Annotated in this window: 18 protein-coding genes; 13 read left to right on the top strand and 5 right to left on the bottom strand. The window is 42.0% G+C overall.

The features are described 5' to 3' along the window. Positions 1-109: 109 nt before the first annotated feature. Positions 110-2,677 (top strand): phosphoenolpyruvate carboxylase, encoded by a 2,568-nt coding sequence (locus tag ACSX1H_RS12910; protein ID WP_439184494.1) that lies wholly within the window; start codon positions 110-112, stop codon positions 2,675-2,677. Positions 2,678-2,745: 68 nt separating this feature from the next. Here ACSX1H_RS12910 and ACSX1H_RS12905 read toward each other — a convergent pair whose 3' ends face one another. From ACSX1H_RS12905 to ACSX1H_RS12885, 5 genes are all read right to left on the bottom strand, one after another. After that, positions 2,746-3,975 carry an alginate export family protein gene (locus tag ACSX1H_RS12905; protein ID WP_439184492.1) on the bottom strand — a complete coding sequence of 410 codons (1,230 nt, stop codon included), beginning with the start codon at positions 3,973-3,975 and terminating at the stop codon, positions 2,746-2,748. A gap of 71 nt (positions 3,976-4,046) precedes the next feature. After that, positions 4,047-5,561, bottom strand: coding sequence for an ammonia-forming cytochrome c nitrite reductase (gene nrfA, locus ACSX1H_RS12900; protein ID WP_439184491.1), 1,515 nt, complete (start codon positions 5,559-5,561; stop codon positions 4,047-4,049). 21 nt (positions 5,562-5,582) lie between these two features. Continuing rightward, on the bottom strand, positions 5,583-6,167 hold the full coding sequence (nrfH, locus tag ACSX1H_RS12895; protein WP_439184489.1) for a cytochrome c nitrite reductase small subunit: 585 nt from the start codon (positions 6,165-6,167) through the stop codon (positions 5,583-5,585). A 200-nt stretch (positions 6,168-6,367) separates the two neighbouring features. After that, a complete protein-coding gene (gene hcp / locus ACSX1H_RS12890; RefSeq protein WP_439184488.1) occupies positions 6,368-7,999 on the bottom strand; it encodes a hydroxylamine reductase in 1,632 nt (543 codons plus the stop codon). A gap of 196 nt (positions 8,000-8,195) precedes the next feature. Beyond that, a complete protein-coding gene (locus ACSX1H_RS12885; protein ID WP_439184487.1) occupies positions 8,196-9,080 on the bottom strand; it encodes an ATP-binding protein in 885 nt (294 codons plus the stop codon). 118 nt (positions 9,081-9,198) lie between these two features. On the opposite strand from ACSX1H_RS12885, the gene ACSX1H_RS12880 reads away from it, so the two are divergent. From ACSX1H_RS12880 to ACSX1H_RS12825, 12 genes are all read left to right on the top strand, one after another. Then, positions 9,199-9,864 (top strand): Crp/Fnr family transcriptional regulator, encoded by a 666-nt coding sequence (locus tag ACSX1H_RS12880; RefSeq protein ID WP_439184485.1) that lies wholly within the window; start codon positions 9,199-9,201, stop codon positions 9,862-9,864. Continuing rightward, the gene (locus tag ACSX1H_RS12875) at positions 9,864-10,565 is read left to right on the top strand and encodes an N-formylglutamate amidohydrolase (protein ID WP_439184483.1); all 702 of its coding nucleotides are present in this window, start codon (positions 9,864-9,866) and stop codon (positions 10,563-10,565) included. Before ACSX1H_RS12880 ends, ACSX1H_RS12875 begins: the two co-directional genes overlap by 1 nt. 363 nt (positions 10,566-10,928) lie before the next feature. After that, positions 10,929-12,602: a hypothetical protein gene (locus ACSX1H_RS12870; RefSeq protein WP_439184482.1), complete on the top strand. Its 1,674-nt coding sequence runs from the start codon at positions 10,929-10,931 to the stop codon at positions 12,600-12,602. 149 nt (positions 12,603-12,751) lie between these two features. Next, positions 12,752-14,422, top strand: a complete 1,671-nt coding sequence (locus ACSX1H_RS12865; protein ID WP_439184480.1) for a sensor histidine kinase — start codon at positions 12,752-12,754, stop codon at positions 14,420-14,422. Positions 14,423-14,434: 12 nt separating this feature from the next. After that, positions 14,435-15,775: a sigma-54-dependent transcriptional regulator gene (locus ACSX1H_RS12860; RefSeq protein WP_439184479.1), complete on the top strand. Its 1,341-nt coding sequence runs from the start codon at positions 14,435-14,437 to the stop codon at positions 15,773-15,775. A gap of 76 nt (positions 15,776-15,851) precedes the next feature. Further along, positions 15,852-16,406 (top strand): archaemetzincin family Zn-dependent metalloprotease, encoded by a 555-nt coding sequence (locus tag ACSX1H_RS12855; protein ID WP_439184477.1) that lies wholly within the window; start codon positions 15,852-15,854, stop codon positions 16,404-16,406. Between the two features lie 152 nt (positions 16,407-16,558). Continuing rightward, the gene (locus ACSX1H_RS12850) at positions 16,559-16,927 is read left to right on the top strand and encodes a hypothetical protein (protein WP_439184475.1); all 369 of its coding nucleotides are present in this window, start codon (positions 16,559-16,561) and stop codon (positions 16,925-16,927) included. Further along, entirely contained in the window at positions 16,924-18,171 is a 1,248-nt protein-coding gene (locus ACSX1H_RS12845; protein WP_439184473.1) for a M48 family metallopeptidase, read from the top strand. Before ACSX1H_RS12850 ends, ACSX1H_RS12845 begins: the two co-directional genes overlap by 4 nt. 8 nt (positions 18,172-18,179) lie before the next feature. Continuing rightward, on the top strand, positions 18,180-19,424 hold the full coding sequence (locus ACSX1H_RS12840) for a competence/damage-inducible protein A (protein ID WP_439184472.1): 1,245 nt from the start codon (positions 18,180-18,182) through the stop codon (positions 19,422-19,424). A gap of 168 nt (positions 19,425-19,592) precedes the next feature. Then, the gene (gene rpmB, locus ACSX1H_RS12835) at positions 19,593-19,835 is read left to right on the top strand and encodes a 50S ribosomal protein L28 (RefSeq protein WP_212191071.1); all 243 of its coding nucleotides are present in this window, start codon (positions 19,593-19,595) and stop codon (positions 19,833-19,835) included. Positions 19,836-19,847: 12 nt separating this feature from the next. After that, positions 19,848-20,036 (top strand): 50S ribosomal protein L33, encoded by a 189-nt coding sequence (gene rpmG / locus ACSX1H_RS12830; protein WP_200465062.1) that lies wholly within the window; start codon positions 19,848-19,850, stop codon positions 20,034-20,036. 12 nt (positions 20,037-20,048) lie between these two features. Beyond that, complete coding sequence (locus tag ACSX1H_RS12825) at positions 20,049-20,201, top strand: DUF4295 domain-containing protein (protein ID WP_430810915.1); 153 nt, start codon at positions 20,049-20,051, stop codon at positions 20,199-20,201. The last annotated feature ends 96 nt before the right edge of the window (positions 20,202-20,297 follow it).

Here is a 20,297-nt window from a genome sequence, read left to right as displayed (position 1 = left end):
CTCACATAAAAACACCTTATCTTTGCATTTGTTATTTATTGCAAGCATTTGCTTCCAAATAGTAGGTGCATTTCTGTAAATAACTTCAATACACCAAATAAGAAGTCGAATGAATCAAATTGAGAAGTCGTATCGTGAGCTAGTAGAATTGAAGTATCAGCTATACAATAGTCTATTCCTTACTTTGCCTTTACATGCTGTTCAACAAACAGGATTATTGTTGCCTTTGCTAAAAGAGGCTTGTGTGAAAGGGTTTGATAATGGGGAATCGCCAGAGGATATTATCAATAACTTTTTTAAGGAGCATAAGCCGGAGCTGAAAGAGAGAGAGCGTATATCGTTTCTTTTTAAAATAATTCAGTATGTTGAAAGACAGATAGTACTGATCGATGCGCTCGAAGAGGCCGCTTACAACAAAATACACCGCATTAACGATTCAGATTCATGGGGCCGTATTAAGCAGGAAGTTGAGAACCGAAAGCTTGAAGCCCAGATGGATGAACTGTTGGACACCTTTGGTATTCGGGTGGTTTTAACTGCACACCCTACCCAGTTCTACCCCGGAAGAGTGCTGGCTATTTCAACGGATTTAACCAACGCCATCACCAATGACGAAGTAGGGTACACGCGCGATTTGTTGCAGCAACTTGGCAAAACACCGTTTTACCGAAAGCAAAAACCAACGGCGTACGACGAAGCCATTGCATTAACCTGGTATCTGGGTAATATTTTTTATCCCGCTGTAGGACAGTTACTCGACCGTATTGATGAGTTTTTCCCTGGAAAAATTGATCACAACAAGGAGTTGATAACCATGGGCTTCTGGCCTGGAGGCGACCGTGATGGCAATCCATATGTAAATGTTGAAACAACATTAAAAGTGGCGCGTAAACTGCGGTTTACCTTGTCTACCTGTTACCATAATGAGCTGAAGGCTATCAAGCGTCGCATGAGTTTTCCGGGTGTTTATGAAATCATTCATGAGCTGGACGAGTTATTTGCCAAAGAGCTAACTAACGCATCGGGAGCGGATAACATTGATGTCAATTATTTGCTATCACAACTCAATAAAGTCGAAAAGTACCTCGAGGACGAGCACGAGGGACTGTTTATCGATAAAATAAAGTCGTTCAGAAGAAAAATAAAGCAGTTTGGCTTTTTCTTTGCCAGTATTGATGTCCGTCAGGATAGCCGTATTATTGGGAAAACTTTTGATGAAGTAATGAAGGTGAACCCGGGCGTATTTCCGGAGAACTTATGGGAACTGAGCGAAAAGGAACAGTTGGATGCGCTGCTTAAAGTAAGAGGTCGCATCGACACCAGCGTTTTTGAAGATTCTTTGGTACGGGATACTCTGGAGTCGCTTAAAGCCATAAAAACAATCCAAAGCGAGAATGGCGAACGTGCGGCTCATCGTTACATTATCAGTAACTGTCGTGGGTCCATTGATATTGCCAAAGTAGTGGCACTGGCTCGCCTATGCAGCTGGGGTGATGAACCACTTTGTTTAGATGTTGTTCCTTTGTTCGAAACAGTTGATGACCTTAAGGGTGCGGGGCAAGCAATGAAAACGCTTTATAAGCATCCGAAATATAAGACGCATCTGGTCAATCGAAAAGGCAGACAAACCGTTATGTTAGGCTTTTCCGACGGAACCAAGGATGGAGGTTACCTGATGGCTAACTGGGGTATTTACCGGGCTAAGGAGGATATCACCAAGATTTCCAGAGAATGCGATGTAGAGGTCGTATTTTTTGACGGACGAGGAGGACCTCCGGCACGTGGAGGTGGTAATACGCACCTCTTCTATTCTGCTCTTGGTAAAACCATTGATAGTCACCAGATTCAGCTAACCATTCAGGGGCAAACCATCAGTTCACATTATGGCATTAAGGAGGCTGCAGCGCATAACCTGGGTCACCTACTAACGGCAGGGTTTGAAAATAATCTGTTTAATCGTACTGAGTCGGATTTAAGTGCTGAACATCGCGATTTAATTGAGCAAATGTCGGTGAGTGGATACAATAAATATGCTGATTTAAAAGCGCATCCACTATTTATGCCATTCCTGGAGGAACGGAGTACCATTAAATACTATGGCATGGCAAACATTGGCAGCCGACCTTCGAAGCGCGGTTCCAGTGAAAAGTTGGAGTTTGACGATTTAAGAGCTATTCCGTTTGTTGGAGCCTGGAGTCAGTTGAAACAAAATGTACCGGGTTTTTATGGGTTAGGAACGGCTTTAAAAGAGCAGGAAGAGGCCGGTAAGCTGGAAGCTTGTAAGGAGTTGTATAATTCATCAATCTTCTTTAAGGCTCTGATATCAAATAGTATGCAGAGCATGAGCAAGACCAACTTTGCCCTGACAAAATACATGGAGCAGGATGAGAAATTTGGTGACTTCTGGAAAATAATCTATCAGGAATACTTATTAACTTATGAGATGGTGCTAAAAGTTTCAGGTGATTCTGTTTTATTAGAAGATAATGCCCGAAGCCGCAATAGCATCCGTTTGCGCGAAAGTGTGGTTCTGCCATTACTGGCTATTCAGCAATATGCACTTATTAATATTCAAAAGCTGCAGAAAGAACCAGAAAATGAACACCTGGCGCTTTATGAACGGATGGTGATGCGCTCGCTGTTTGGAAATATTAATGCCAGTCGAAATTCTGTTTGATCCAATCCATAATATATAAAAAAAGGCTCTATCATTGCGATGGAGCCTTTTCTATTAAATAACTCGTCTTATTTCGATTCAAATAAGGTTGGTTTAAAGGTGAGCATCACCCACGCCCAGTTGTGAGTAGCACTTTTGCTTCCTCCACGCAAGGCAACCATGGTATCGGTGGTAAACATGTGGGAGTACCCAAAGTCTAATTGTACCTGCCCTTTGTGCGAGTAGCCGCACCATAAATCCAGTTCGGTTCCTAAACCTTTGTCGGGTATATCGGCGGCGGCACTAAAAAAGTGAAGCGCCCCATTAAACTTAACTTTTCCTGGCTTGATGTCTCCCTTCAGGTAAATATCATTTAGTCCAACGGAATTGAAATGATTACCTACAAAAAAGTAGTCCATAAAACCATTGAACTTGTGGTTGGTTCCATAAAGCGGGGCGAAGGAGTTGTTCTTATCAGCATCGTTATCAGTTCCAGTTAGCAATTCATAGCCCACACCAACATTGGCTTTATCACCAACTGCCATAGAGGCATCAATCGAGAAATTAAGAGCAGAGATATCGGTTCCCGACGGATCTTTTCCAAATTGGTAGTAGAGATTACCGGCTAAACTAACTTCCGAGAGTTTTGTGGTTACATGTGTTCCCAAAGTGTTGCTGTAGCGAATGCCCTGGTCCGTTTGTCCTGCATCTTTCCAATACTGAACGCCATTGCGTAACAGCAGTACACTCGCTGTATAGCTTTCCCCTTTTCGGTTGAGCCATAAAAATTGCATGGCTTTATAGGCATCGGGTCCCAAATATATATTATTAGTCAAATTTTGGTTGTGATACGCCAGTCCCAGATGCAGGTTGATGTCTCCACTGTACTTGAAAAGAGCTACATCGTGTGAACGAGCTTGCTGTGCCCAACCCACGTTACCCAGAATTCGATGATCGTCGTAGGCCAGTTCCTGACGTCCTGCTTTTAGGGAAAATTGCTCGTCGATGAACCACTCTGCCCAGGCCTGGTGCAGATAAGTCACGTTGTTGCCATTGCTGGTAAGTTGTGCTTCGCTTCCCCATGTTCTCACATCCTGCATCACTACGCCAACGGCGAATACTTCATTTTTAAAATCCAGATTGAGGCGTGTACGCTGGCTGGTGATTACCGACGGATCCTGATCCTTAACGGCCGGATTTTTTACCCCATGATTATACTCGGTTCGGGGCCTAAGTTCGGCAGATATCTTAACCTGCGCATAGGCACTGCTTCCTGCTAAAACGAAGAGAGCAAGAGCTAATATATTTTTCAATTTCATACCTTTTGATTTAGATGATACTGCTTAGCTCTTTCTGAAAGGGGTTAGCTTCCAGAAAGAGCATAATTCAGTTATTTCATGGAAACGTCGTATCCTGCTTCACGTTTTTTAGCTTCTTCTTGCCATTTCGGAACAACTGTTTTCATAAAATGGTCTTTCTCAGCTTGTAGTTTTTGAACCGGAAGCCCAATAAATTCCTGAGCTTTAGCTTTAGTAGTGATGTCGGGATAAGGTACTTCCTTATTATGGCCAAGGTCGGCCAATAGACGGGCCAGTTTAATGCGGCCTTCTTGTGCAATAGTGATACCGGTTGAAATAACGCGTCCGGTTTCAACGGGTGAGTGGAAGGAAGCACCATGACTGGCTGCTGCATAGTCCCAGCGCCACTGAGCATGACGTATATCCATTAAAATCGCCTTCATCTGCTCTTCAGATGCACCCAAATCCCAAGCCGTTTTGGCTTCAACATGCATGCGCACGATTAGCTCTTCCAGTTTATCGCGGTTTTGAAGAATACGATCCTGTCGTTCATACACATCTTCTACCAGTCGGGCTGTTTCTTCACGGTGACATACCTGACAAGAGTTGGCCACATTATTTAATGGACTTTGAATGTGGTGGTCGGTAAATTTCATGCCACCTTCACTTTTATAGGGCATGTGACAATCCGCACAAGAAACGCCTCTTTTTGCATGGATACCTGTTAGGTAGGTTTCGTAGCCAGGGTGTTGGGCTTTTAGCATGGGCGCCCGACTGAGTTTATGGGTCCAGTCAGAAAACTCCATTTCATCATAATATTCTTCCATCGCTTCGACACTCATGCCTTTATCCCACGGAAACGTTAAATAAGCGGAACCCGGATGTGTCTTTTTATTAAAGTAATATTCAACGTGACACTGGGCACATACTAAGGAGCGCATCTCCTGATGGCTGGCCTCGTTGATGTCTTTGCCCATTCGCTCAAAGGCTTCGACTAATGCAGGGCGCGTGATTTTCAAATTCATGGTCTCTGAGTCATGACAATCAGCACAGCCGATGGCATTCATCACTTCGGGGCCTTTTTCTTCCCATGTTCCCTTATAGAATTCAGCGGGGCCCATTTCAGCCATTAGGCGCGGAACGTCCGGACTTTTACAGGTCCAGCAGGTATTGGGCATGGGGCTTTTTTCATCGCCAGTTGGCGCCCCTGTACGCAATGTTTTTTGTATATCTTCGATGGCATAAATATGTCCGCGGCCCTGATTATAGTCTTTAGAAAAACCGTAGCCCGCCCAAAGAACCACTAAGCGCGGATCAACTTCCAGCATATCAATCATGGCAGCGCCATTGTGTTTACTGGCAAAGGTTGTGTCTTTGGTTTTCATGTAGGATTGGTACTCTTTTGGAAAATTCTGGCCCCAAATTTCGTTGCGTGGTTCTGTAGGCGCGTGCTTAACTTGTGGGGTGTAGGCAAAAACAGCTTCAGCCCGTCGTTCCATAACCGAGGAAGCCAGCAGGCCCAGTAAAAATACGGTAATGATAGTAAGTAAAAAAATGCTCCAACCCAGCCAGGGTTTATCTTTAATTTGTTCACGTATAGGTTTCATATTGTTTTCTTGATTTGGTTACTATTTAATTTGTAGTTCTTTTAGCCAGTCAGGCAGCGGACTCTCGGGAACCGGCACTCTGGCATTGGGCACACTCGACAGGCTGTTGACGCGCCCATGTGGCGTTTCGCGGTGACACTCCCAGCAAAAACGATCGTTGATATTTTGATGGATGTCAGGCTGATAAGTGGTCAGCTTGCTATCGGTAATAAGATGCTCATGGCATCTGACACAATTCTGCTGCACCACATGCTGCCCTTCTTCTTTAATAAAAATCACTTGAGGTTCGGCCCGCATGGTGAATATGGAGGCATGGCGCATGCCATCCTTGGCCTTGAAGTAATAGGAGTTTAACACATTATCATGGGGTACATGACAATCGTTGCAGGTGGCGACTTCCCGATGTGCACTGTGACTCCAGGTAGCATATTGAGGTCCCATAATGTGGCAATTGACACATGTTTTCGGATCATCCGAGAGGTAGGAGTGGGCCCTGGAAACGTAAAACACATAGAAGCCTAAACCAACAAAAATACCTGCAGCCAGTATAACCGGCACCTTCCAGTATTCTGGCGGTTTAAGAAAATCGATTAATTTTTTTGGCATACATTTTAGATTTAGATTGTAGATTTCATAATAATATTAACTGAATTAATTTTTTAAAACAAACGAAACGAGGGGCTAAATACTAATTGATATTGCTTCTAAATAATTGTGTGGTAGATTTATAGCAAGAAAGCCTATGTCCCTCTGAGGGACATAGGCTTCTGTTATATTAGATACTAACTAACATGTGAATAAATATACTAGTTAATCCAGTTTTCAATATCTTGTTCCACAGTACTAATGGTTCCAATACCAAAATTCTCTACAAGTATTTTTGCTACATTGGGTGATAAGAAGGCCGGTAGAGTAGGGCCTAAGTTAATGTTTTTAACCCCTAAGTGAAGGAGCGCAAGTAGCACTATAACAGCTTTTTGTTCGTACCAGGCAATGTTATACACAATTGGCAAATCATTAATATCGTCCAGGCCAAACACCTCTTTAAGCTTAAGTGCCGTAACAGCCAAGCTGTAAGAATCGTTGCACTGACCTGCATCAAGTACACGCGGAATACCACCAATATCGCCCAGTGGGAGTTTGTTGTAGCGGTATTTTGCACATCCGGCCGTTAAAATTACGGTATCTTGTGGAAGTTCACTGGCAAATTCGGTGTAGTAGTTACGGTCTTTCATGCGTCCGTCACAACCTGCCATTACAACAAACTTCTTAATGGCACCACCTTTAACTGCTTCAACCACCTTATCTGCCAGTTGAAGTACCTGGTTGTGTGCAAAACCTCCAACAATCTCACCGGTTTCAATCTCGGTTGGCGGGGCACATTTTTTAGCGTGCTCAATGATTACAGAAAAGTCTTTTGGTTGGCCATTTTGCCTGTCAGGAATATGAGTACACCCGTCGAAACCAGAAGCCCCAGTGGTGTAAACCCGCTCTTTGTATGACGCTTTGGGAGGAACGATACAGTTAGTGGTGAACAGAATTGGGCCGTTAAAGCTTATAAATTCTTCAGTTTGCTTCCACCAGGCACTGCCATAGTTGCCGACAAAATTGTCGTATTTCTTAAACTTAGGATAGTAGTGAGCTGGTAGCATTTCGCTGTGAGTATAAACATCTACACCTGTGCCTTTTGTTTGCTCCAGCAGTTCTTCTAAATCTTTCAGGTCGTGTCCGCTAATCAGGATGCCTGGTTTGTTACTTACACCAATGTTGACTGAAGTAATTTCGGGATTTCCAAACGACTCTGTGTTCGCTTTATCAAGCAGTGCCATTACATCCACACCAAATTTACCACACTCCAGAACCATCGCCACTAATTCATCAGCAGAGATACTGTCTGATAGCGTAGCCACTAATGCTTTCTTGGCAAAAGTATAAATTTCTTCGTTTTCGTAGCCCAGGTTCCAGGCATGTTCGCCATAGGCGGCCATTCCTTTTAAGCCATAGGTTATCAGTTCTTTTAGCGATCGGATATCTTCATTTTCGATTGATAGAATGCCAATTAGTAGAGCTTTTGACTCCATGGCGGCTTCATCGCTCGCTCTGTAGCTTGCGCAGTCGTGTAAATCGCCTGGCAGGTCGATTTGAGCCTTGATTTCATCCTGAATAGCATAACCTTCTTTGATTTTTGCAACAATTTTGTTGCGATCAAAGTTGGCGTTGGTAATTGTTATAAATAATGAATCGATAATGTATTTATTGGCCTTCGCTCCGTCAATACCTTTTTCATCGCCCAGCTGGCATAATAAAGCTACGCCTTTGGTAGTGTATAATAGTAAATCCTGAAGATTTGCTACGTCGGAAGTTTTTCCACAAACCCCTTTGATTTCGCAACCGGTTCCTTTGGCTGCCTCTTGACATTGGTAACAAAACATGCTCATGACTATTTGTATTTTAGTTGTTTGATAAATTAATCTTTCCTTTCAAATAAAAGCGGGAGTTGCATATAGCCAAATGGCTATCCTTAACAGTAAGGGCAAATACTCCCGCTTTTGCTACCTAACCCAATATTTTATGGTGTCAGCATTGTGCTAAAAGCAGAAGCTACTGGTCTCCTGCTTTTTCCCCTTTGCCCGATTACACCCACTCCTCTTTTAAGATGTCTCCTTCGATAGAAACGATTGCCAGTTTTAATGGTATTTTACGGCTGGCACGTTCCACCGCAATTTTTGCCTGTTGCAGCAATCCGCCACAGCAAGGTACTTGCATAATGGCAACTGTTAAAGTGTTAATTTTAGCTTGATCAATCATTTGAACCAGCTTATCAACATATATCTCCTGGTCGCTGTCCAGCTTAGGGCAAGCAATGCCTAGGCTTCTGCCTTTTAAAAATTTACTGTGGAAGTTCCCCATGGCAAAGGCCACACAGTCGGCTGCCAGAACCATATCAGCATCTCTGAAGTAAGGTGCCATTGGATTGACCAAGTGCATTTGAACCGGCCACTGGCGCAGCTCTGATGCTGCTTCACCTGATGGGTTTGATGGAGCTGATGTTGCTGCTGGGCGCTCTATTGAACGGGCTGCAGCTCCAGGGCAACCGCCTCCCGAATGTGCGTGTTGCATCACCGAAACCTGAGGTTTGTGCACTTGGCGGATTACATCGTCAACTTTAAACTTTAGTCCGTCTTCATTTTCCTTCAGCCAGTTAACAGCCTGTTTTAAGAAGGTTATCTCGTTGTGTTCCTTCAGGTGTTTAAGGTGGGCTACAACTGTATTTTGACCTTTTTCCACCATAATTTCTATCACCTTAATTTCATCATATGGCTCAGCTTCCCGCTTTTCAATGGTCATGGCATCCTGTGGACAATGATTCAAGCAAGCTCCCAAACCATCGCACATCAGGTCGCTAATTAAACGAGCTTTACCATCAATTATCTGCAAAGCACCTTCGTGACATGATGGAATGCAAACGCCGCATCCGTTACACTTATCTTCGTCAATTTTAACTACGTCTCTTATCATTGCTTGGTGTTTTTTTATCTTTTTACATGAGCAAAAGTAAGGTGATAGGAGCAGCGAGGCTGTAACAAATGTTACAAAAATGAAAATATTTTATAATTTGGTACAAAATTACTTAAACATGGAGCTACTTACTAAATGCCCTTTATTTAAAGGTATTGATTACGAGACGATATGTCAATTGCTTGATAAAATCCCCTATCAGCTAAAAACCTATGAAAAAGACCATATGATTGCTCAAAGTGGGGATGAATGTCGCTCGTTGATGATTGTTTTAAAAGGTAGTGTGAAAGGTGAGATGATTGATTATTCGGGGAAAGCCATAAAAATTGAGGACATTGAACCCCCCAAACCCTTAGCTATTGCCTTTTTGTTTGGGGAGAACAATACTTGTCCGGTTAATATTGTTGCCAATAATTCAGTTGAAATTCTGCATCTGCCTAAAAAATCGGTCGTTGCATTAATGCAGCTCAATACGACTGTGCTTAATAACTTTATGAATATTATTTCAAGCAAAACCCAATTCTTATCGGATAAAATTCGATTTTTATCATTCCAAACAATTCGTGGTAAGATAGCTCATTACCTGCTTCAATTATCGGGGCCGGTGGATGGTGAAATCATCCTCTCAAAAAGCCAGGAAGAATTGGCCAATATGTTTGGTGTGACAAGGCCATCGTTGGGAAGAGCCTTGCGCGAATTGCATAACGAAGGGATTATTGAGGCCAAAGGAAAAAGTGTTAAAATAAAAAAGCGGGAGGCTTTGATTAAGCAATTAAAGAAGTAATGAAAAGTATAAAGAAGGTGGTCGTTGTTAGTTGCGAGCATGGCGGCTATGACATACCTGAGCACTACAGTTATTTGTTTCAAAAGGCGGCTAAAAACCTGAAATCTCACCGGGGATATGATATTGGCGCCCTCGATTTGTTTCATTCAATTAAAAACGACCATGTCGTTTATAAGCAATATGCTACGACGAGTCGTTTGCTTGTGGATATTAACCGTTCGCTGTATCGACGAACGCTGTTTTCTGAATATACCAAAAACCTTACTAAAACAGAAAAGGCCCGTATTTTGGATGAGTACTATTATGCCTTTAGGCAACCTTTTGAAAGGAAGTTGGCAGCGCTTTGGCAGCAGGGCCAGATAGTTTTACACCTGTCGGTGCATTCATTTACACCCGCACTCAACGGGGAGGTTCGTCAAACTGATTTTGGTATTTTGTACAATCCGGAACGCGAGAGCGAAAAAGCTTTTGCAAAGCTATGGAAAGCTGAACTTAATCGCTTATTACCAAATTACCGGGTGCGCTTTAATTATCCGTTTAGAGGCAAGCCAGATGGACATGTGCGATATTTCAGAGATCGAGAGGAAAAAATGTATCTGGGCATTGAATTCGAGATGAATCAGAAATATGCCGGCAATCAGAACGTTTATGAGCAAGTTGCCTCTTCTTTTAATGCGGCTTTGGATGCCTGGAGTAAGTGATGTATTGGGAAGAACAGCAAAATCGGTTTGAAAAGAATGCCATTGCAATGGTAACCACCCTGTTACTGCAAGCTGTTGAAGTTGTGTATTTTGCTAAGGATATGGAGCGTAATAATTTGCACGTTGTTTAAAAATTCAACACTGTTGAATTTTTAAACAACGAATGTAATCAACTGACTATTAGGTGTCTGTATTGCATTTTGATTAGGAGTGTTGAGAAATTCTACAACTAGGCACTGTTAACTTGTTTGGTGGGCATTGTTAAGTGTTTGTCATCATGCATGTTATGTACTTTGGGCATTATTATTGGTTAGGCTTATAATAATGAGGATTCATTTTATAATAATGCTAAACCCTAATATCATGAACTACAGATTTTACCTAATCGGCGTTGTACTGTGCTTTTTTAGCTTTACGACCATATGTGCGACCAGTCCGGTTTCTGGAATGGCCCAGGAAGAAGAGGCTCTGAATATCCGTTACTCACCTGAATTACAGCCCTTAGTTACCAACTGGATAGTTGAATACCAATCGTTCACACCTGCTGTTACTATCAAGGCAAATGAATTAACTGATGCTTCCACTCGTGATAAAGAGTACGTTAGTTTTGTATCTGACGAGACCGTAAGTTCCCTTGCACAAAGCTCGCACTGGAAAGTTGTAGTGGGCCACGATGCCATTGTGCCGATTATTAACACCAATAACCCATTGCTTCAGGAGATTATTGTACAGGGAATAACTGCTGAAAAACTGGCTTTGCTGTTTAAGCAATCAGCCGAGCTAAATTGGGCAACATTACTGGATGAAGTTCCTAATCAGCCCCTGCATTTTTACCTTTACGATGATGAATCAGTTCTCAAACGTCTTGCTAATTTTATTCACTCAGAATCGACACTGATAAATGTCAGGAGGGTTTCAAGTTCAGAAGAGCTGATTGCCGCTGTGCAATCAGATAAGTATGCAATCGGGTTCTGTCGATTGAACGAAATCCGCCAACTTGATTCAAACGAATGGATTGAAAACATCACATTGGCACCCATTGATAAGAATGGCAACCGGCGTATTGATAATTTTGAGGATATTTACACTACTCCATCTGCTTTGGCCAGAGGGGTGTGGATTGGAAAATATCCATCAGCTCTAAGCGGAAACATCTATGCCATTTCGGCCCAAAAGCCGGTTGATGAGCACACCGTTCAGTTTCTTACCTGGGTTCTTTCAGAGGGAGGACAATTATTGAATAAGTATGGATATAGCCACTTAGCCTCTGCAGAAAAGCGCGCGTATATTGATTTTGTAATGCAAACAGAAAATGTGTTGGCTCAAACAGATGCGCAAGAGACAGCAAATAACTGGTGGGTTGTATTGCTTGGATTGCTTGTTGGTGGCATCGTACTGGTTTATTTCCTGGCTCAGCTTGTTATGCCACGCTCTGCTTCTGCTGCCGCTTATATTCATAGTTCGTCTGTTTTAAACGAAAACACTATAAAGGCTCCTAAAGGATTGTATTTTGATAAAACGCATACCTGGTCTTTTATTGAGAAAGATGGGTTGGTTAGAATTGGTATCGATGATTTCATGCAGCATATCACTGGAGAAATCACCCGTGTAATACTGAAGCGTCCTGGTGAAAAAGTGAAAAAGGGCGAAAAATTGCTCACCATAAGTTGTGTGGGTAAGCAACTAACCATTTATTCACCAATTACAGGAGTTATCCAACAGCAGAATAAACAGCTTATGACCAATTCGGCTTTGATTAATAGTTCGCCCTACAGCGAAGGATGGGTGTACCTAATTGAGCCTTTAAACTGGTTTAGAGAGATACAGTTTATGTTGATGGCGGATAGCTATAAGGCTTGGTTGAAATCAGAGTTTATGCGTCTAAAAACATTTTTATCCTATGCGGTTCGATCAAATACTGCAGCCTATCAACACATAATTTTGCAAGATGGTGGTGAGTTACACGATCGTGTTTTGGCCGATTTAGACCCTGAAGTATGGGAGGAATTTCAAACCAGATTTATTGATAATGCCTGATGATTGCTAAGAAAAAATAGTGGACAGATGCGAAGTGAATTTAAGTAACTGTTTTATAACATATAATTGCCGCATGTAACTTTGGTTTTTTATCAGCATTTTACAATGATGTAAATAACCATTGTATAATCAACCACTCTAAACAGGGCATGAAAAGGCTCAAAAATATTTTATTTAACAGAAAATCTGTCAAGCGGGTTTTAAAGCCGCATGTAAAGTTCCATTCTTCCATTTATGGAAGAGTGGTCTTTTTTATTTTTATTTCCGTAGTCTTTTTATTTGTCTCTTTTTGGGTCATATTCAGGTCTTTAAACGAACAGTACTTTGAGTCCGTGCTGCACGATAAGGGGATGAATATCGGTTCTTTAGTAGAGGGTGCCTTGTACCGTTCGATGCTCGAAAATGATCGTCAATCACTTCAGAACACCCTCGATATTATTGATACCATGTCGGGCATTGACGATGTTAACATGTACGATACCAATAACAACCTTGTTTACACGTCTATTTCTATCGATTCGTTAAATCATAGCGATCCGGATTGTAAAAGCTGCCACTTGAATTTCGCATCCATGTTTGAGGAGAAAGAAAAATCTTACCGAATCATTGATGTAGAGACGGAATGTAGCATGAACCAGAACCCCAATAACAGCCGGCATTTGTTAATCAAGTCACCGATTTTAAATTCTCCCAGTTGCTCAACCACTGAGTGTCATGCCCATTCGGAAGAGGAGGAGGTGCTAGGTTCCCTGCTGATTAAATTACCGATGAAAGATCTGGATAATGCCCTGTCTGCTTCCACAAAAGATTACATCATTTTGGCGGCTATCATGTCTTCGTTGCTGTTTATTTTTCTCATTCTGTTTACCTATAAACAAATCGAAAACCCATTAAATGCCATCATCAGAGCCAGCCAGGCTGTAACGAAAGGGGATAAGAGCACCCGACTGGAGATTAAGACCCGGCAACTGTCAGATATCAGAACTGTTTCCCTTGCATTTAATAACATGTTAGATAATTTGCAGGCCGCCAATAAGGAATTGCAAAACTGGTCGAAACAGCTGGAGTATAAGGTGCAAAAAAAGAGCGAGGAGTTGGGCCAGGTTCAAAATGAACTTATTAATATAGAGCGCATTGCTTCGCTGGGTAAATTATCTCTTTCCGTAGCTCATGAAATAAATAATCCTTTATCTGGCATTTTGGTTTATGCCAAGTTAATTCAAAAACAGTTGCAAAAGGTTTTAGCAGATGAGGATAAAAAAGAACCCATGCTAAAAAACCTCAAACTCATCGAAAGTGAAACTAAGCGTTGTGGTGATATTGTTAAAGGCTTACTGGATTTCTCCCGCAAAGATCAGAATGATTTTGAAGCCAAGCATATACACGATGTGCTTCACGAAACCTATGAATTGATGGCCCATTCGATGAAAGTAGCAGGGATTAATTTTGTGGCCGATTTTGGCGCGGTAAATGATTTAATTCACTGCAGTCCTAATCAAATCAAACAGATTTGTATTGCTGTGTTGGTGAATGCGTCGGAAGCCGTTTCTGAAAATGGGGAAATCATCTTCCGAACCTCTAATCCCAACGATGAAAGCATCCGCATTGAGGTGATTGATAACGGAGTTGGAATTCCGGAGGCGAATATTCAGCGTGTTTTTGAGCCATTTTTCTCAACCAAAGAAAAGACCAGTGGCATTGGTTTGGGGTTGGCCATTGTGCACGGCATCGTTCAAAATCATAACGGTAAAACTGATATTGTTTCAGACAAAGGGAAAGGCACATCTATAATTATAACCTTACCTTTAGCTAACACATAATGACAAATGACTATGGCTACTAAAATATCAATATTAATTGTTGACGATGAAGCATCGGTGAGAGATTCGCTGTATCAATGGTTTATTGAAGACGGGTACCGGGTTGAGTGTGCTGTAAGTGCTAAAGAGGCCTTGGCTAAACTGGAGGCCGAAGTTTTTGATATTGTGTTGGCCGATATCAAAATGCCAGGCATGGATGGGCTGGAAATGCTCCGCCGCATTAAATCAATGGAAACGAGCCCCATCGTTATTGTTATGACTGCTTTTGCTACCGTTGATACGGCTGTTCAGGCGCTTAAAGATGGTGCTTACGACTATATTACCAAACCATTCGATCCGGATGAACTTTCTCATTTAATCAGGAATGCCTGTAAGCAGATTACTTTGGAGGCCGAAAATGAAATGCTTAAAGAAAAGGTGGTTTCGCTGGAAAATGTGGAGGATCTGATTGGCGATAGCGAAGCAATGCGTCAGCTGATGCAGGAAATTGGCAGCGTTGCACAGTCTAATGCTTCAGTGATTATAACGGGCGAAAGTGGTACGGGCAAAGAGCTGATCGCTCGCGCCATTCACGCCAATTCACCGCGTAAATATTTTCCTTTGGTTATCGTCCATTGTGGAGCCCTGACAGAGAGCTTGCTTGAAAGCGAACTGTTTGGGCATGAAAAGGGTGCATTTACCGGGGCCGTGTATAATCGCAAAGGCCGTTTTGAAATGGCCGATTGCGGAACGATTTTTTTAGATGAAATAGCCACCATACCGCCTAAAATGCAAATTGAACTGCTGCGGGTGTTGGAAACCAAGAGCTTCGTTAGGGTAGGAGGTAATAAGGATATTAGTTCAGATTTCAGAGTGATTTGTGCCACCAACAGGGATTTGAAAAGCATGGTGGATAAGGGTTTGTTTCGCGAGGATTTATATTACCGGCTGAATGTGATCAACATTAATGTGCCTCCGTTGCGCGAACGAACAGAGGATATTCCTTTGCTGGTTGATTACTTTATTAAGAAATACTGTCTATCAATGAATAAGCCGCTTATCAGTGTGGAGCCATCTGCACTTAAACGACTGGAAGAGTTTCCTTTCCCCGGGAATATTCGTGAATTGGAAAACATGATTGAGCGGGCCATTGTTATTGGCGACGGAAAAAAAATACGCCTCAAAGACTTGCCTATTGGTAAAGAGTCGGTCAATAGTACATTCGAAAGTCTGGAAGACATCGAAAAGGATCACGTTCTCGCAATTTTGAATAAGTATAACTGGAATATTACAGCTGCCGCCAAAGCCCTGAAGGTAGACAGAGTAACGCTTTATAATAAAATCAAAAAATACCAGTTAAGCCCCGATAAGTAGGCGAACGGCTGACAATAAAGTACTGGTGAGGTTGTTAAAGATTAAGCAGATGCCTCGAATACAAAGCTCCTGAGTAATGAATCCTGACAAAATCATTTTAATAGCTTTTGGACAAATAGAGAAAGGTTTTCTTGAATCGATTGCCAGAGATGTGGAGCAGGAATTTCTGATGGAGGTGGAGTTAACAGACGGCTATTTGGATTTAAGTCATTACTTTGACTCGGCACGGAGGCAGTATAATGCTAATCGCTTAATTGAAACCATTGAAAAGGATTTTGCTTCCGATACCTGTAAAACGATTGGCTTGTTTACAGTAGATTTGTATATCGATATTCTCACATTCATCTACGGACAGGCTTATTTGAACGGTCGCTCTGGCATTGCATCAATGTTTCGCCTGCGTAACGAACGTTATGGGCTGAGCCGTAACGATGAATTGATGTTGCAACGTTTTAGAACAGAAATTATTCATGAGCTCGGACATACCTTTGGCTTAATTCACTGCCATGTTCCGGGCTGTGTGATGCAGGCCAGCACCTATGTGGAGGATATTGATCAAAAAGAACATCAGTTTTGCCATCATTGTAAAAGTCAGTTAGAGCATCGGCTTAAGAGCCGCCTGTCATCCTAAAAATTGCAGACTCCTTTCGATTAAGTCAGTCTTGAACCTTAATTTTGCTCGAATTGCTATTTTTGAGCACAGCAGAACTGATCAGAAAAGGGCGGGAAATAGTTTAACAAAGCTATCTTTGTTTTTATTTTAATGCTTTTATGTAAGCTGCAATGATTACACTCAATAAGAAATCGCTGATACGCTGGAAAATATACATCGATAGAGCCAGGATGTATGTTGGTTATATTCAGTTTCTGATGATTGGGTTCGTATTTCTCGAATCGTACAAGGAAACCAACTGGGGGAGGCTCGTTTTCGAAAATCTAAGCTACTCAATCCCGGTTTTGTTTGGGCTGTTTATTGTGCTGCACCTTGTTTTGGGGCGCGTAGATACGCTTTTGGGCTTGAGAGAAGAGGAGATGAGGAATGCAGCAACCTCCAATCCGGTGATGAGAGAGCTTTTGGCGAAGGTTAATGAACTGAGTAAAGAAGTAAAAGAACTTAATAAAAAACTAAGCGAGGATAACACTACATCATGAATTCAGAACAGATTTTTTACATCATAATTGCCATTGTTAGTGGCCAGTTTATTTTTGAGCAATGGTTAGATTTTCTAAACCATAAACATGTGTCTTCCGTCATACCGAAAGAGCTGGAAGGCATTTACGATGAGCAGCAGTACAAAAAGCAGCAGGATTACAAAAAAGCCAATTATAGTTTTGGTTTGCTGAGCGATTTAATAAGTTTCCTGATAATGTTGGCTATGCTGGCTTTAGGCGGTTTTGACTTGATTCATCAATGGGTAATTGCATTAAGCGGCAGTGTGATTGTTCAGTCGCTGCTATTTTTTGGGATAATTGGATTAGGCTCATCCATCATCAGTTTACCATTTAGTATCTACGGAACTTTTGTGATTGAAGAGCGCTTTGGCTTTAATACCACCACACCCAAAATATTTATCATGGACATGCTTAAGTCCATGTTGCTTTCCGTAATAATTGGCGGACCAATTATGGCATTGGTTATCTGGCTGTACACCATTGCAGGAGGCTATTTTTGGTTGTATGCCTGGCTGGTCATCAGTGGGTTTACCATATTTATGACCATGTTTTACACCTCTGTTATCCTGCCTATGTTCAATAAGCAAACGCCTTTGGAAGAGGGTGATTTACGCTCTGCAATCGAGGCTTTTTCGGATGAGGCGGGTTTTCAGCTGGATAATGTCTATGTGATGGATGGTTCCAAGCGCAGTACTAAAGCCAATGCGTTTTTCAGTGGCTTGGGTAATCGAAAGCGCATTGTGTTGTACGATACCCTGATAAAAGACTTGAGTACCGAAGAGATAGTGGCGGTTTTGGCGCATGAAATTGGTCATTACAAATTAAAGCACACCTTGTGGGGTACCATTATTGGTGTAGTGCAAATGGGTATTATCCTGTTTATTTTTGGTTTGGTAGTTGGGAATCCACTGCTTTCCCAGGCTTTAGGTGTGGCAGAGCCCAGTTTCCATATCGGGCTTTTGGTTTTTGGCATTTTATATTCGCCGGTGTCTTTTGTAACGGGTTTGTTTATGACGGTTTTGTCACGTAAGAATGAATATGCTGCCGATGCATATGCCACCCGTTTTGGTTTGGGTAAAGCACTAATTGGTGGCTTAAAAACTATATCATCCAATGCTTTAAGCAACCTCACGCCACACCCTTTGTATGTCTTTTTTCATTATTCACATCCGCCTCTGTTACAGCGCATCAGAGCCATTAATGCATTTGTAAATAAAAAGTAAATATAACGATGAAGGTTGAGATAATAACCATTGGCAATGAGTTGCTAATAGGGCAGGTGGTGGATACCAATTCGGCCTGGATAGGGCAGCAGCTCAATGAGGCTGGGTTTGATGTTAGTCGTATCACCTCTATTCAGGATACGGCTGATGAAATATCGAATGCGTTAAGTGAATCGGTGTCGCGGGTTGATGTCGTGCTACTCACCGGCGGTTTAGGGCCCACAAAAGATGATATTACAAAAGAAACACTGGCTGCTTTTTTTAACTCAAAGCTGGTGTTTAACCAGGCGGCGTATGATAATGTGGTGCAATTTTTAAAAGGGAGGGTATCGGGAATTAATAAGCTCAACGAAGCTCAAGCTTATGTGCCGGATGGCTGTGAGGTCATTCAAAACCCGGTTGGTACAGCGCCGGTAATGTGGTTCAAACATGGACAAAAAATTATTGTGTCGATGCCGGGCGTGCCTATCGAAATGCAAACCGCAATGACTAATGAAGTGATTCCGCGCCTTAAACAACGCTTTACGACAGGTTATATTATACATAAAACTATTCAGGTGTTTAATATTCCAGAGGCTGTTCTGGCTGAACAGCTGGAACCCTGGGAAGCTTTATTGCCTGATTATATTTCACTGGCATACCTGCCAGCACCAGGGAAAATACGCTTGCGTTTAACAGCCAAAACAGCAGATGAACAACTGGCAAACCGTGAAATCGATGCGCTGGTAACTGAACTGGAAAAAATTGTTGGCAGCAACATTTATGCCTACGAGGATAAGCCTATCTGGGAGCTGCTGGGGGCGGCGCTCAAAGCACGTCAACACTCGGTGGCTACCGCCGAAAGCTGCACAGGAGGTAATATTGGGAAATTACTAACCAGTATACCCGGAAGCTCCGCGTATTTTAAGGGGGGAGTAATTGCTTATGATAATCAGGTTAAATTCAATTTATTGGGAGTAGACCCGCAGACACTGGAAAAAGATGGTGCCGTGAGCCAGGCTGTGGTTGAACAAATGGCGCTTGGGGTGCGCAAGGTGATGCACACGAAATACGCTATTGCAACATCAGGCATTGCAGGTCCCGATGGGGGAACTGAGGATAAGCCGGTCGGAACGGTATGGGTTGCTGTGGCCGGAGATTTTGGAGTTGTTAGTAAGGTCTTCAATTTTGGATCGATACGGGCACGCAATATTCAACGCGCATCAGAGGCTGGTCTAATCATGCTATTAAAGCAATTAAATTCGCCGACCTGATGAACGAAATATGAACACAAAAAGTGGATGTTTTTGGGTGAAAAGCCAAAAACATAGAAAAAAAGAAAAAAATAGGTGAATTTAAAGAGCAAGTATTTGTATAATCCAATAAAAATACCGTATTTTGCGCTCTGTTTGAAAAATGTATCCGAAAAAAACTGTTGAGCGATGTCAAGAGTATGTCAAATAACTGGTAAATCATTCATGGTGGGAAATAATGTTTCTCACTCAAAGAGAAGAACCAAGAGAAGATTCGATATCAATCTTTTCAAAAAGAAATTCTATTTACCTGAAGAAGATCGTTGGGTAAATATCAGAGTATCTGCCGCTGGCTTGCGAATGATCAATAAAGTTGGTTTATTAGCTGCCCTTAAGCAGGCGAAGGAAAAAGGATTTATTGCTAACTATTAATAAGGAGTAGAAATGGCAAAGAAAGCAAAAGGTAATCGCGTTCAGGTGATTTTGGAGTGTACTGAGCACAAAGAAAGCGGACAACCTGGAACAAGCCGATACATTACCGTAAAAAACAGAAAAAATACTCCTGATCGCATGGAGTTGAAAAAGTATAATCCGATTTTGAAGCGTGTTACTTTACACCGCGAAATCAAATAAAACTGATTAACCATGGCAAAGAAAGCAGTAGCATCATTGCAAAAAGGTGAAGGTAAAGGTCACACCAAAGTAATTAAAATGGTAAAATCTCCTAAAACAGGCGCTTATAGCTTCCGTGAAGAGATTGTGACAAACGATATGACAAAAGAATTTTTCAAAAAGTAATTTTTGAATAAAATGATATCTGTAAAGCTCCCTTGTAATAGGGAGCTTTTTTGTTGTGTATAAGTGAAATGCTACGCAAAAAACTAGTGCCTACAC

It is taken from the genome of Carboxylicivirga taeanensis, from assembly GCF_051851475.1.
Lineage (GTDB): Bacteria > Bacteroidota > Bacteroidia > Bacteroidales > Marinilabiliaceae > Carboxylicivirga > Carboxylicivirga taeanensis.
Note: the sequence above shows the minus strand (reverse complement) of the source record. Positions and strands in the feature narration are given on the sequence as shown.

Bases quoted from the DNA above. Each gene is read 5' to 3' on its own strand.
- rpmG (WP_200465062.1), top strand. From the start codon at position 19,848: ATGGCAAAGAAAGCAAAAGGTAATCGCGTTCAGGTGATTTTGGAGTGT.
- nrfH (WP_439184489.1), bottom strand. From the start codon at position 6,167: ATGCCAAAAAAATTAATCGATTTTCTTAAACCGCCAGAATACTGGAAG.
- ACSX1H_RS12855 (WP_439184477.1), top strand. From the start codon at position 15,852: ATGAATCCTGACAAAATCATTTTAATAGCTTTTGGACAAATAGAGAAA.
- ACSX1H_RS12825 (WP_430810915.1), top strand. From the start codon at position 20,049: ATGGCAAAGAAAGCAGTAGCATCATTGCAAAAAGGTGAAGGTAAAGGT.
- ACSX1H_RS12850 (WP_439184475.1), top strand. From the start codon at position 16,559: ATGATTACACTCAATAAGAAATCGCTGATACGCTGGAAAATATACATC.
- nrfA (WP_439184491.1), bottom strand. From the start codon at position 5,561: ATGAAACCTATACGTGAACAAATTAAAGATAAACCCTGGCTGGGTTGG.
- ACSX1H_RS12840 (WP_439184472.1), top strand. From the start codon at position 18,180: ATGAAGGTTGAGATAATAACCATTGGCAATGAGTTGCTAATAGGGCAG.
- ACSX1H_RS12870 (WP_439184482.1), top strand. From the start codon at position 10,929: ATGAACTACAGATTTTACCTAATCGGCGTTGTACTGTGCTTTTTTAGC.
- ACSX1H_RS12910 (WP_439184494.1), top strand. From the start codon at position 110: ATGAATCAAATTGAGAAGTCGTATCGTGAGCTAGTAGAATTGAAGTAT.
- ACSX1H_RS12885 (WP_439184487.1), bottom strand. From the start codon at position 9,080: ATGATAAGAGACGTAGTTAAAATTGACGAAGATAAGTGTAACGGATGC.
- hcp (WP_439184488.1), bottom strand. From the start codon at position 7,999: ATGAGCATGTTTTGTTACCAATGTCAAGAGGCAGCCAAAGGAACCGGT.
- ACSX1H_RS12860 (WP_439184479.1), top strand. From the start codon at position 14,435: ATGGCTACTAAAATATCAATATTAATTGTTGACGATGAAGCATCGGTG.
- ACSX1H_RS12880 (WP_439184485.1), top strand. From the start codon at position 9,199: ATGGAGCTACTTACTAAATGCCCTTTATTTAAAGGTATTGATTACGAG.
- ACSX1H_RS12905 (WP_439184492.1), bottom strand. From the start codon at position 3,975: ATGAAATTGAAAAATATATTAGCTCTTGCTCTCTTCGTTTTAGCAGGA.
- rpmB (WP_212191071.1), top strand. From the start codon at position 19,593: ATGTCAAGAGTATGTCAAATAACTGGTAAATCATTCATGGTGGGAAAT.
- ACSX1H_RS12875 (WP_439184483.1), top strand. From the start codon at position 9,864: ATGAAAAGTATAAAGAAGGTGGTCGTTGTTAGTTGCGAGCATGGCGGC.
- ACSX1H_RS12865 (WP_439184480.1), top strand. From the start codon at position 12,752: ATGAAAAGGCTCAAAAATATTTTATTTAACAGAAAATCTGTCAAGCGG.
- ACSX1H_RS12845 (WP_439184473.1), top strand. From the start codon at position 16,924: ATGAATTCAGAACAGATTTTTTACATCATAATTGCCATTGTTAGTGGC.